This is a genomic window from Psychrobacter sp. Arc9 (assembly GCF_041431295.1).
GTDB lineage: Bacteria > Pseudomonadota > Gammaproteobacteria > Pseudomonadales > Moraxellaceae > Psychrobacter.
The window spans coordinates 18,404-31,776 of the sequence record NZ_JASMRK010000012.1; the positions used below are offsets into that span (position 1 = coordinate 18,404).

10 protein-coding genes and 2 tRNA genes are annotated in these 13,373 nt (G+C 41.5%); 10 read left to right on the plus strand and 2 right to left on the minus strand.

The features are described from left to right. Positions 1-3: 3 nt before the first annotated feature. Both QO187_RS08205 and pilB read right to left on the minus strand, forming a co-directional pair. Positions 4-1,227, minus strand: coding sequence for a type II secretion system F family protein (locus QO187_RS08205; protein WP_102092652.1), 1,224 nt, complete (start codon positions 1,225-1,227; stop codon positions 4-6). Between the two features lie 220 nt (positions 1,228-1,447). After that, a complete protein-coding gene (pilB, locus tag QO187_RS08210; RefSeq protein ID WP_102092653.1) occupies positions 1,448-3,163 on the minus strand; it encodes a type IV-A pilus assembly ATPase PilB in 1,716 nt (571 codons plus the stop codon). A gap of 384 nt (positions 3,164-3,547) precedes the next feature. Between pilB and tpiA the strand changes: the two genes are divergently transcribed. From tpiA to QO187_RS08260, 10 genes are all read left to right on the plus strand, one after another. Further along, positions 3,548-4,360: a triose-phosphate isomerase gene (gene tpiA / locus QO187_RS08215; protein ID WP_102092654.1), complete on the plus strand. Its 813-nt coding sequence runs from the start codon at positions 3,548-3,550 to the stop codon at positions 4,358-4,360. A 213-nt stretch (positions 4,361-4,573) separates the two neighbouring features. Further along, a complete protein-coding gene (gene secG, locus QO187_RS08220; RefSeq protein ID WP_021814138.1) occupies positions 4,574-4,882 on the plus strand; it encodes a preprotein translocase subunit SecG in 309 nt (102 codons plus the stop codon). Positions 4,883-5,023: 141 nt separating this feature from the next. Next, a tRNA-Leu gene (locus QO187_RS08225) sits at positions 5,024-5,107 on the plus strand. Positions 5,108-5,230: 123 nt separating this feature from the next. Further along, positions 5,231-5,307: transfer RNA gene (locus QO187_RS08230), tRNA-Met, on the plus strand. A 452-nt stretch (positions 5,308-5,759) separates the two neighbouring features. Further along, entirely contained in the window at positions 5,760-6,260 is a 501-nt protein-coding gene (gene rimP / locus QO187_RS08235) for a ribosome maturation factor RimP (RefSeq protein ID WP_102092655.1), read from the plus strand. 134 nt (positions 6,261-6,394) lie between these two features. After that, entirely contained in the window at positions 6,395-7,879 is a 1,485-nt protein-coding gene (gene nusA / locus QO187_RS08240; protein WP_057757751.1) for a transcription termination factor NusA, read from the plus strand. Positions 7,880-8,026: 147 nt separating this feature from the next. Beyond that, positions 8,027-10,753, plus strand: coding sequence for a translation initiation factor IF-2 (gene infB / locus QO187_RS08245; RefSeq protein ID WP_057757754.1), 2,727 nt, complete (start codon positions 8,027-8,029; stop codon positions 10,751-10,753). Between the two features lie 201 nt (positions 10,754-10,954). Then, positions 10,955-11,344 carry a ribosome-binding factor A gene (locus QO187_RS08250; RefSeq protein WP_101204661.1) on the plus strand — a complete coding sequence of 130 codons (390 nt, stop codon included), beginning with the start codon at positions 10,955-10,957 and terminating at the stop codon, positions 11,342-11,344. Positions 11,345-11,353: 9 nt separating this feature from the next. Continuing rightward, positions 11,354-12,445, plus strand: coding sequence for a tRNA pseudouridine(55) synthase TruB (gene truB / locus QO187_RS08255; RefSeq protein WP_102092656.1), 1,092 nt, complete (start codon positions 11,354-11,356; stop codon positions 12,443-12,445). A 385-nt stretch (positions 12,446-12,830) separates the two neighbouring features. After that, on the plus strand, positions 12,831-13,355 hold the full coding sequence (locus QO187_RS08260; protein WP_102092657.1) for a type 1 glutamine amidotransferase domain-containing protein: 525 nt from the start codon (positions 12,831-12,833) through the stop codon (positions 13,353-13,355). Positions 13,356-13,373: the final 18 nt, after the last annotated feature.

The window sequence follows — 13,373 nt, forward strand, 5'->3', positions numbered from 1 at the left end:
TCATTATCCTACTACTGCGCCCATTTGGAAAATTGGCAAGTACATTGCAATGACTAGGCCACCAATTAATACACCTAATACCGACATAATGAGTGGTTCCATCAAGCTAGTTAGACCATCAACAGCGTTATCAACTTCATTCTCGTAGTAGACAGCGACTTTATCTAGCATTTCTTCTAAGCTACCAGACTCTTCGCCAATGCCAACCATCTGAATAGCTAAACTTGGGAATAAGTTGGTAGATCGTATAGAGAACTGTAATTGCTGGCCAGTAGATACGTCATTTTTGATTTGTTGAGTTGCATTGTAAAAAACGACATTATTGGTCGCCCCAGCAGTAGAATCTAGGGCATCGATAAGCGGTACACCAGCGGCAAAAGTGGTAGATAGCGTACGTGCAAACCGAGCAATAATTGCTTGATAAGCAATGTTTCCAAAAATTGGAGCCTTTAGGGTAGCCCGATCCAAAAAGTCACGGAACTTTTTAGAGCGCTTTTTAGCCTCAGTAAAGCTAATAATTGATCCACCAATGACAATAATCAAAATAAACCACCATGCCTGCATCCATTCAGACATCGCTACTACCATCTGAGTAAAAGCAGGTAGTTCCGCTCCAAATGATTCAAATAATCCAGAGAATACAGGTACTACCTTTACGAGCAAAATTATAGTGACAATGATAGCAACTACGATAACAGCAATAGGGTACTTCATCGCCTTTTTGATTTTTGCTTTTAGAAGCTCACTCTTTTCTTTGTAAGTAGCTACTCGTTCGAGCATCGTCTCAAGTGCACCGGATTGTTCGCCCGATTCGACGAGGGAGCAGAATAAATCATCAAAGTAACGAGGATGTTTGCGCAAAGAAGAGGCAAAGGTGCCACCTGCTTCAATATCTGCTTTTATTTTCAATACTAAGTCTTTCATACTTGGATTATCGAGCGAGTCGGCGACAATCTCAAAGGACTGGGTCAACGGTACACCTGCTTTCATCATTGTTGCCAACTGCCGAGCAAAAATAGCAATATCAATGGCTTTAATAGCTTTTTTGAAGGTATAAAGAGGTTTTGGTTTTTTCTTAATCCCTTTAACCGTGATGCCTTGTTTACGTAGGGTTGCTTTCGCTAGCTCTAAGTTACGACTGGTGGTTTCTCCCTTAACTTTCTGCCCGCGTCGGTTCACACCGTCGTAAACAAAATCTAACAACATATCGGTCTTAGCTTTTGCCATATTACTACCCTCAAAATGGTCCAATATATATTGTAAATTTACAATAGAATACCAGACTTAAGACATTAGTCAGGCATACTTTATTTTAGCGTAAAAAACCAGTGTCTATCTGTTTTATTTTTAAAAGTATCTGATAGACAATGTTGCTAGTTTATAAATTGCTTAACAACTATAAGTTAAGTTGCCAAAAAATAGCAGGTACATTCTATGACTTTACTTATTATTCAGAAGTCACCCGCATCATTTCTTGAATACTCGTGACACCTTGCAAAACTTTTAAGATCCCAGAACGTCGCAAGTCGCGGAAACCATTCTTGATGGCAGCGTCTTTGATATCTATTGCGTTACCATCTTCCATAATAATGCGTGAAATATCAGGGCTGACCTTCATCACCTCATAAATACCTACACGGCCTTTATAACCTTCACGGCATTCATTACAGCCGACTGGTTCATAAATGATATTATCAGTGTTATCTAAATCAGTATCGGTAAAACCAATCTCTAATAAGCTCTGACGCGGGATGTTAATAGGTTTTTTACAGTTCTTACAGAGACGTCGTGCCAATCGTTGGGCAATGACTAGGTTGACTGAGGTGGCAATATTAAAAGAAGCAACGCCCATATTGCGTAGGCGCGTTAGTGTTTCGGGTGCTGAATTGGTATGCAAAGTAGAAAGAACCATATGACCTGTCTGCGCCGCTTTAATGGCGATTTCAGCAGTCTCAAGATCACGAATCTCACCGACCATAACAATATCAGGATCTTGACGTAAAAAAGACTTGAGCGCATTGGCAAACGTTAGACCAACTTTGGCATTAACGTTGACCTGGTTAATTCCTTCAAGGTTAATTTCAACTGGATCTTCAGCCGTTGAAATATTGGTTGCGCCAGTATTCAAGATGTTGATACCAGTGTAAAGGGAGACCGTCTTACCAGAACCAGTAGGACCAGTGATAAGCAACATGCCTTGTGGTTTGTGTAATGCCTCTAAAAACATTTCCTGCTGATCTGGTTCATACCCCAATGCATCAATACCTAACATGGCTGAGGATGGGTCAAGGATACGCAAGACAAGTTTTTCACCGAATAACGTCGGTAATGAGTTTACTCGGAAATCAATGGCTTTATTTTTAGAAATTTTTAGTTTAATACGCCCATCTTGCGGTACCCGGCGTTCTGAGATGTCCATTTGCGACATGACTTTTAAACGTGCTGCAATTTTATTCGCAAGTTGAACCGGTGGATTGGCCATTTTTTGCATGACGCCATCGACACGAAATCGTACTCTAAAAGATTTTTCGTATGGCTCGAAATGTAAATCAGAAGCACCCATACGGATAGCATCTACCAACATTTTATTGACGAACTTTACAACAGGTGCTTCATCGACGCCGTCATTCAGCTGAGTCTCACCATCCTCTTTATCTTCATTACCATCTTCAAAGTCGACATTTAGGTCGCTATTAGAAAAGCTATCAAAACTTTGCATTGTATCTGCGTATGCACTTTCAATACGCTTTTTGAGCTTATTTTCTTCGACAACAATGGTTTCTATCGACAGTCGAGAATTAAAGGCAATCGCATCAATAGCATCAACGCGTGTGGGATCACTTAGTGCGACAAATAGACGTTGTCCTCGTTTAAAGAGTGGTAAAGCATTAAACTTGCGAACGATTTTTTCATCCACCAAGTCTTTTGGAATAACATCAATGTTTAATGCATCAAGATCAAATAGAGGGTCACCGAAAGCTTGGGATAGCATTTGGGCAAGTAAATAAGCATCGGCCAGTTTATTGTCTACCAGATAAGGTACCAGTCCTATTTGCTGCTGTTGCGATTCAATTTGTGCCGTCTTCATGTTCGCTTCACTAACGACACCGTCGCTAATCAGTTGCTGCGCTAGACCACCGTACTTACTGGTTGCGATAGACATTATAACCTCTCCTTTGATACAAAATATGCTGTAGACCTGCTTGGTCTTGCCCGCTATATACTTGTCGTTGCTAGTCGATAACTCGCTCGAACTATCTTGCTTTGTTTATCTTATCTACCTGTAAATCTATATATAGAACTAGCAATAATATTTGATTTTATAAACTCTGTAGTATAGAACTTTACTTTAGTTTGAAAAATTTATATATACCATTAGACGACTAGCTCGTAAAAATAACGGTCTATTGATATATTCTCTGTAGATAAGTTTGCAGAAGTGATTCTGCTCATGGTGGCACGCTACTATAGCACTTACGAATTATTTGTTATACTGACGCGCATATTAGCCGAATTGGCATGAATACATGAGACAAGGTAAATAAGTATGCAAGCTTGGGTAATTGGCAATTGGAAACAGAATCCTGCGACTAACAGTGCTGTCAATACACTATTGGACGACTTATTAACTAAAGTTAATACTGAAGAACGAGCCAACTCGCAGGCGTCAAAAAACCGCTGTAAATTAATGGTAGCGCCCAGTTGTGTTCATTTAAGTACAGTGAGTGCGCGTCTAGCAGATAGCTCAATACTCTGTGCAGCACAGGATGTTAGTACTTATAGTGCAAGTACAGGAGCTTATACTGGTGACTGCTCAGCACAGCAGGTAGCAGATGCAGGTGCTACTTGGACGCTACTTGGCCACTCTGAGCGTCGTCAATATCATAAAGAGTCTCATGATTGCCTGATAAGCAAATTGTCTCATGCGTTTTCTCAGAACTTAGGCGTGGTATTTTGCATCGGCGAAACGCAAGAGCAGTATGCCAATGGTCAAACACTCGACGTTATCAATGAGCAACTCTCGGTTATTAAGGATTTACTGACTCAACAGCCAGAGTTAGCATCGTCATTATCTGAAAAGCTGCTCGTCGCTTATGAACCTGTATGGGCCATTGGTACAGGTAAAGTGCCTACTGTGGCAGAAGTGAGTAAGACTCATCAGTATATTAAGCAAACGGTTGCAAGCTTTGCTGATATAACAGATACGATTACCGTGCTGTATGGCGGTAGTGTTAATGCTGATAATGCCGATAGTTTTGCTTCTGACGCTATGATTGATGGTGCGTTGGTGGGCGGTGCTTCATTAAAAGCAGAGAGCTTTCTAGCGATTGCCGACGCATTTAACCAAGCCAATGCTTAAATGGATAGATAACGCTCAGATATCAAGATCATAGCTTATAGAGAGTATGGTTTTATCGGTTGGTAAAAGTAGGTTTAACACTGCCCTTGCAATCGTGTACAATGCGCCTTATTTATATAGTCGATTTGGCATTTGATCATGCCGATTGTCTTTCTATTAACCTACGTTTTATTTTCCGTTATCAGTCGTCATTACGCGGCAAAAGAGGCCACCATGTTTACGTTTATATTAGCCCTGCATATTATTGTGGCCATTGCCATGATCGGCTTGATTCTGATACAGCATGGTAAAGGGGCAGACGCTGGAGCTTCTTTTGGTGCCGGTTCGTCAGGTACCGTGTTTGGCGCAGCAGGTACTGCTAATTTCTTGACGCGTGCTACGGCAGTACTAACGGTCATATTTTTTATTACGAGCATGACGCTTGCTGTTCATGCTCGTAAGCAAGCAGAAGATCAGTTTCGTCTAGATGCGCCAGTTTCAGCACCGCAAACGCCGCGTCCATTGACTCAAAATCCTGAGTAAGCCTCTTTTAAGTAGGCAGCGCTTGCTATTTTGGTAGGTTAGATTTACAATGCTTTCCTGTTTTCGCAACTCCTGTTCTATAGATGCCTACCTTAAGCATCATTGATTATAGACTGGACGATAGAGACAGAGCAGTACAATGCGATTGTGGTGGAATGGTAGACACGCCATCTTGAGGGGGTGGTGGCGAAAGCTGTGGGGGTTCAAGTCCCCCCAATCGCACCAAGTTTTACAGACGTAGCATAGCGTCAGGTTGGATTTTTAGCAGATAATACTTATTTTATAATTAATTTAAAAAAAGTATTGACACTTCTACAGAACCTCCCTATAATATGCGTTCTAGATTGATGCGGGGTGGAGCAGTCTGGTAGCTCGTCGGGCTCATAACCCGAAGGTCGTTGGTTCAAATCCAGCCCCCGCTACCACTTTTTATACTGATGTTTTGTACACTAAATTTGTCAGTACCGATTAGCCCACCATTATGTTTGTGGGTTTTTTTGTATCTGAAGGTCAGTGTTATCGCGGTATCTATCCTACTTATGCTAAGCTCTAAGTCTATAGAGTACGATATTACTCGTCACTGGTCATCATCGGCCGCTACCGGCACGATGCTTCTTAAGCAACACTATCTTTTATTCCTCATACTTTTATCGATAGTAGTGCTTTATAAATAATAAAAGCATTGTTTGGCCGAGCTTGATGTTTTTTACGCTCGTCCCTATATAAATGCACAATATGTATCATATATTTGTGATTTAAAATTATATACTGACCGTTATTCTTATCATTATAAGATTGCTATATATAGATAAGAGTCAATCTTTAATACGGTTTACTAAGTACGATAGATAAGTGAATAGGAAAATACAAAGAGATTATGAAGCTTTCGACTAAAGTTGCAGAACTGACTAATATTATTGCCCCTGCCGTGGCCGCTTGTGATGTGTCACTATGGGGTATCGAGTTTGCGCCACAAGGTCGTCGCTCTTTACTACGTATCTATATTGAGGCATTGCCAGAAGAGCAAGCCCAAGATAAACAAGTAACGATTGAAGACTGCGCGGCAGTAAATCACCAAGTAAGCGGTATCTTGGAAGTTCATGATCCTATCGCTGGTGAGTACATCTTAGAAGTATCTTCACCTGGTTTTGACCGTGCGTTTTTCTCAGATGAGCAAATGCATGCGTATGTTGGTCAAACTGTGAGCTTGCGTCTGATTCAAGCTATCGGTACAGGCGATCAAAAACGTCGTAAAGCCACAGGTACTTTAGATAGTATTGATGAAAACGCTTTAAAACTGACGTCAAGCGATGGCGAGCAGTTTGAGATTGCACTAAGTAATATTGATAAAGCCAATTTGATTTATGAAGATGCCTAGATTTTTACTAGGGTAACTGTTTATAGATAGACAGTTTTATCTTCCAATAGCTTATGTGGCTTATAGCAACTATATAATAGCAGCACCCAAATTATAAAATTTAAGTCAATTAAAAATGATAGGACAGGTATAGCATGAGTCGTGAAATCTTAACGGTAGTAGAAACTGTCAGTAATGAAAAGGGCTTAAATCCTGAAGATATCTTTGAAGCAATTGAAGACGCTTTAGTGGTATCGACTAAGAAGAAAGTATATACCGAGCAGCCAGAAGTGGCTGTACGGGTAGCGATCGACCGTGCAACTGGCGATTACGATACTTATCGTTACTGGACAGTGGTTGCAGATGAAGACCATGAAATGCCAGCTTGTCAGCTTGCTATCACCGATCTTGATCAAGAAGAATGGTCAATTGGTGATATTAAAGAAGAGCAAATTGAATCAATCGAATTTGGTCGTATTGCTGCTACTCAAGCCAAACAAGTCATCATCCAAAAGATTCGTGAAGCTGAGCGTGCATTAGTTGCAGATGCTTTCGAGCCACGTGTTGGTGAGATGATGTATGGCGAAGTCAAAAAACAGACTCGTGATGGCTATATCATCGATTTGGGTGACAATGCTGAAGGTTATTTGTCACGTGATCAAATGTTGCCACGTGAACAACTCCGTGCAAAGTCGCGTATCAACGCTATCTTGTACCATGTGAACCGTGAAAACCGCGGTGCACAGTTATTGTTATCTCGCACACATCCTGAAATGCTATCAGCATTGATGCAAAAAGAAGTACCAGAGATCGCAGAACAAATTATTGAAATCCGTAACGTCGCTCGTCTACCAGGCACCCGTGCTAAAATAGCTGTGAAGACCAACGATCATCGTATTGATCCAGTTGGTGCTTGTATTGGTATGCGTGGTACACGTATCCAAGCAGTACAGCAAGAGCTAGACGGTGAGCGTATTGATGTGGTGGTATGGTCAGATGACCCTGCCCAGTTTATCATTAGCTCTCTAGAGCCTGCTGACGTAAGCAGTATCATTTTAGATGAAGATACGCAAACAGCAGATATTATCTTTAGCACCAATGATCAATTGGCGCGTGCTATTGGCTCACAAGGTCAAAACGTACGTCTAGCGTCTGAATTGACGGGCTATAAGCTGAATATGATGCTCGAAGAAGAGTATCAGCAACGTCAACAAAACGAATCAAAAGCGTTTATTGAATTATTCTATGAGCGCCTAGAAGTAGATAAAGATTTAGCACAGGCATTGGTCGATATTGGTTTTACCAGTATCGAAGAAGTGGCCTATGTACCAGTTGAGACTTTCTATGATATCGAAGGTCTAGACGATGAAGCGATTGATATGATTCAAGAGCGTGCTAAAGAAGTTGTCATCGCTGATGAACTGGTCAAACAACAGAACATGAAAGAGCCAAGTCAAGAGCTTCAAGAGCTTGAAGGTATGACAGTCAGTTGGGCTTATAAAATGGCGCAGAAAGACATCATTACTGTTGATGACTTGGCAGAACAAGCCGTCTTCGATCTAGAAGATATCGAAGGATTAGACTCTGAAACTGCAGGAAAACTCATCATGAAAGCTCGGGAATCTTGGTTCGATGAATAAGCGGTAACTGCATATCGCTGTCTTTTGGTGATATGCTATTGAGAATAAAGCGCTGATATTATTTATAAGTATCAGCCTTAACCCAATCATTTGTAGCCAACAACTGAATTGAACATATAGCAAATAATAGACAGTAGGTGATAATAAATGGCAGATAAGACCGTCAAAGAACTGGCAGAAATGGTAGGCAAAACTACAGATGCTGTAAAGCAGCAATTAGTAGATGCTGGCCTGCCTGCTCGCGCAGAGGATGACCTAGTCACCGAGCTTGAGCAAGAAAAGCTGGTGACGTATTTAAAGCAAAGTCATGGTCAACAAGAAAAGCGTCGTATTAGTCTTAAATCTAAGACGACCAGTACTGCACGTGTGACAGGCTCTTCTGGTAAATCTAAGAGCGTCAACGTAGAAGTGCGTAAAAAGAAAGTATTCGAAAAGCCTGATCCGGAAAAAATGGCTGAAGAGCTAGCCGCTCGTGAGCAGGCTCTAATTGAGTCTCAAGAACGTGCAGCCAAAGAAGCTGAAGAACGCGCCGCTACTAAGAAAAAAGCGGAAGAGCGTCAAGCAGCAACGCTAGCAGCAATGCGTGCAAGCTTAGGCTCTAGCAAAAAATCAGACGACAAGAATGATGATATTTCTACATCAGTTGTCGTCAAAAAAGGCGGTAAAGCGACGGCTGAAGTTAAGCCTAAAGAGCAGCCGAAAAAGAAAGTTGCTGCAACTAAGCCTAAAGTTGAAACCGCTGCTGAACGTAAAGCTCGCGAGACTCGTGAGAAAGAAGAAGCGCGTCTGCGTGAAATCGAACTAGAAACCCGCCGCACACAAGCTGAAGAAGCGCAAAAGCGTACACTTGAGCAAATGCGCAAAATGGCTGGTAAATATACAGATCGTGAGCCTGTTACTGAAGTACGTAAAGATGAGCCATTGGCTGAAGGTCTGGTAGGTGATGCACTAGAAGAGTCTTTCGAAAAAGAGCGTCGCGAAATCAAACGCGGTTCGAACAGTACTGGTACTCGTGGTCGTCGTCGTAAGAACCAAGATGAACGCGAAATCAAAAACCGCAAAAACGGTTTGCGTTCAACTCAGGCATCACAGCATAAGTTCGAAAAACCTGTTGAAAAAATCGTCTATGATGTCGAGATTAGTGAGCAAATTTCAGTTGCCGATCTTGCACAGCGTATGGCGGTTAAAGCTCGTGAAGTCACCAAATTACTTATGAAAATGGGTGAAATGGCTCGTGAGTCAGATACGATTGATCAAGCAACCGCAAGTTTGCTTGTTGAAGAAATGGGTCACAACCCAGTACCAGTTAGTGATACTAAAGTCGAAGATGACTTACAGTATGCAGTCGATGAGCGTAGCAGTAACATCCAAACTCGTCCACCAGTAGTAACTATCATGGGTCACGTCGATCATGGTAAGACATCACTACTAGATAAGATTCGTGAAACGAAAGTTGCGAATGGCGAAGCGGGCGGCATTACACAGCATATCGGTGCTTATCATGTAAAAACTGATCGCGGTGTTATTACTTTCCTTGATACTCCAGGTCACGCAGCGTTTAGCGCAATGCGTTCACGTGGTGCTCAAGCGACTGATATCGTTGTATTGGTGGTTGCGGCTGACGATGGCATGATGCCACAAACAGCAGAAGCCATTGATCATGCACGTGCAGCTGGTACGCCAATCATTGTTGCTATCAACAAAATGGATAAGCCAGGTGCTGATCCTGACCGTGTTCTTAATGAATTAACGACGAAAGAAGTTGTTTCAGAAGAATGGGGCGGCGATACACCAATGGCTCGTATCTCAGCCAAAACAGGCGAAGGTATCGAAGACTTACTAGAATTCATTAGCTTACAAGCTGAGCTAATGGAACTAGAAGCGCCACTAGACGGTGCTGCTCAGGGTGTGGTTATTGAGTCAAGACTTGAAAAAGGTCGTGGTCCTGTCGTTAGTGTCCTAGTGAAAAAAGGTACATTGAAACAAGGCGACTTGGTTCTAGCTGGTGAGCACTATGGTAAAGTTCGTGCATTAACAGACGAGCATGGCCAACGTATCAAATCAGCTGGTCCTTCTATTCCTGTAGAGATTTTAGGTCTGCCTGAGACACCTGCTGCTGGTAGCGAGTTCCTAGTTGTGACGGACGAGAAAAAAGCTCGTGAAGTTGCGGACTTTAGAACCAACCGTGAGCGTGAGCGTCAACTTGAGCGTCAGAATGCCATGCGTTTAGAAAGCATGTTTGATCAGATGGGCCAAGGCGATGTGTCATTCTTGAATATCGTACTAAAAACAGACGTACGTGGTTCACTTGAAGCACTACTAGCTGCCCTAAACGAATTGTCTACTGACGAAGTAAAAGTCAGAGTGATCAGTTCAGGCGTTGGTCCTATCTCTGAGTCTGACGTAACCCTTGCAGAATCGAGTGAAGCGGTACTGTTAGGCTTTAACGTTCGTGCAGATGCTACCGCACGTCGCAAAGCAGACACTGCTAACATGGATATTCGCTACTATAGCGTAATCTATGGTTTGATCGATGATGTGAAATCAGCAATGAGCGGTATGCTTGCTCCTGAACATCGTGAGAAAATCCTTGGTGTTGCAGACGTTCGTGAAGTATTCCGTTCTAGTAAGTTCGGTGCTGCTGCTGGTTGTATGGTGGTCGAAGGTACAATCTATCGCAACAAACCTATCCGCGTATTGCGTGATGACCAAGTTATCTTTACTGGTCAATTGCAATCATTGCGTCGTTATAAAGAAGACGTCAATGAAGTACGTACTGGTATGGAATGTGGTCTAGCCGTTCGTGGTTATGATGTTGAAGCTGGCGATAAGATCGAAGTCTTTGAAATCCAAGAGTTCGCACGTACTATCTAAAGCTGCTGTTCGATAGCAGAGTATGTATTAATGCAATATGCGTAATCCGCTGAGCTGTTTAGATACTTTGCTAATATTCAGCTGTACTTAGGCCTAACAGGTACATCCTGCTAGGCCTTTTTTAGCACATATCAGTGCAACATCTATTAATCAGCAGAATTATACAGTAATAAAATAAGCCCATTAAAGTAAGGTAACAACATGAACCAACGTTTACAAAGATTATCGGATCAGATTCAGCGTGAGCTTGCTGTTCTTATTCGCGATGAAGTTAATGACCCTCGTCTAACAGGTTTTGTCACGATCTCTAGTGTCAAAGTTAGCCCAGATTTAGGCTATGCGGACGTCTATGTCACTATCATGGAGCCTGAGCTCAATGATGCTATGAATAAGACCAACCATGAAGAAAGTATCAAGGTATTGAATAAAGCGGCAGGGTTTTTGCGTACAGAATTAAGCCATAGCTTAAAGACACGTACTACGCCGCGCTTACGTTTTCATTACGATGAAGTAACGGCTCGTGGTAACTACATGATGGACTTGATTAGTAAGGCCGTGACTAAAACTGAGAAAAACGAGAATGACGAGTAAATTATTATTATGTCTATAGCGTCTAAGCAAGTTGATAAAAAAGCTAATAAAGTATCTGAAAAAGTAAAAGTTTCAGGTGTTATATTGGTGGATAAACCCAAAGGTATGACCTCGCAGCAAGTTGTGTCAAAAGTGAAGTATTTATTTAAATCACCGATACACGATAGTAAAAAGGCAGGGCATACAGGGACGCTTGATCCGATGGCAACTGGCCTGCTGCCTATTTGCTTGGGTGAAGCTACCAAGTTTAGCCATTATCAACTGGATGCTGATAAATCTTACCAAGCGACTATCTTGCTAGGTAGTCAAACCGATACTGGTGATGCTGATGGCCAAATCGTAACGCAGGCTTCTATCCCAAAATTTGATGAAGCCTCATTAGCGACTATTGCCCAGCAGTTTTTGGGCGCTCAGCAGCAGATACCACCGATGTATTCAGCGCTAAAAAAAGATGGCAAAAAACTGTATGAATATGCTCGCGCGGGTATTGAGGTTGATAGACCGCCCAGAGATATCACGATTAAAGCAATTAATCTACAGATGATAGATGATACCCAGATTAATCTAACGGTTACTTGTACGAAAGGTACTTACGTACGTGTATTAGCGGAAGATATTGCAAAGCAGCTAGGTACGCTAGGACATTTGACGGCATTGCGTCGTACACAAGTAGGGAGCTTCAGCATTGATGATGCGATCGCTGTATCATTATTAGAAGAGCATAGTTTAGAGGGGCGTCAGTCTTGGCTGCTGCCTACCGATGCTTGTATTGATATCGATGCTGAGCTGACGCTGACAGAGGAACAATGCGCCCGCGTACATATGGGGCAACGCTTAAACGTATTTGATGAGCTAACAGGTAAGCTCAAGGATTATGTTGCTAGAATGGTTTCTGACCAGCTGTCTAAGAATAGCTCTGTCGATATTAATGATGATGCTAGTACTCACAGTAAAGCTAATATTGGTCTTGATGCGCCTCAGCTCCTAGAGCATGAAATACCTATTGATATACGTTTACTCAATGAGCAGGGAGAATTTCTCGGTTTGGGGTCTGTGAGCTTAAATGGACGTCTACAACCTAAGAAATTGATTCAGCGCTAATAGTCACGTTTTCACCAATGTTACTTAAATAGAGAAACTACCACCTAACGTTGGCCTGATTTACTAATAGTTTACACTAATCACATACCGTCACATTTTATTGCAGGTTTCGCCTATGGTGAAACCTGTTTTTTTTGTACTCTAGATTCATCAGATAGGAAATGCTGAGCTAAAAAATAAAATGGATAAATATTATAAGAATAAAAAATTGCTATAAAGCTAATAATTAAAAAATAGACAATTAAAAGAAAAAATTAATGCAGAAAGGACGCATTTGAATAAAAATAAAATAGTTCAAAGGAAAATGTACTACTGAATAATAATAAAATTAGCTTATAAAAATATACTGGCTCACAAAAACTAATAGATAAGAAGAAGGAAAGTTATGAAAACGATCGCTTTTTTACTGCATAACCACTTCGAACAAGCAGAGTACGAAGACGTTAATAATCAGCTAAAAGACAAAGGCTACAAAACACTTCTCATAACAACAAATGATAAAAAAGAAGTGCAAGCCATGCAGCAAGACGTAAATAAGAGTGATACTTTTACTGCTGATATCTTTGCAGAAGATGCTGACGTTTCTGAGTATGATGCATTGGTGTTACCAGGTGGTACTGTCAACGCTGATACTATTCGTGGTAACGAAAAGGCTCATCAAATTATCAATGCTATAAATGAAGCAGGAAAGCCACTAGCTGTTATTTGTCATGCTCCTTGGGTTCTCATCAATACAAATATTGCTAAAGGCAAAACCCTTACCGCTTATCCTACTTTGCAACTAGATTTAGAAAACGCTGGAGCAAACTACGTAGATAAGACAGTGCAGGTAGATGGTAATCTTATTACTTCGCGTAACCCAGACGATATACCCAATTTTGTTGATGCCATAGATAAAGCATTATCTTAGAATTTTGACTTCTAACCA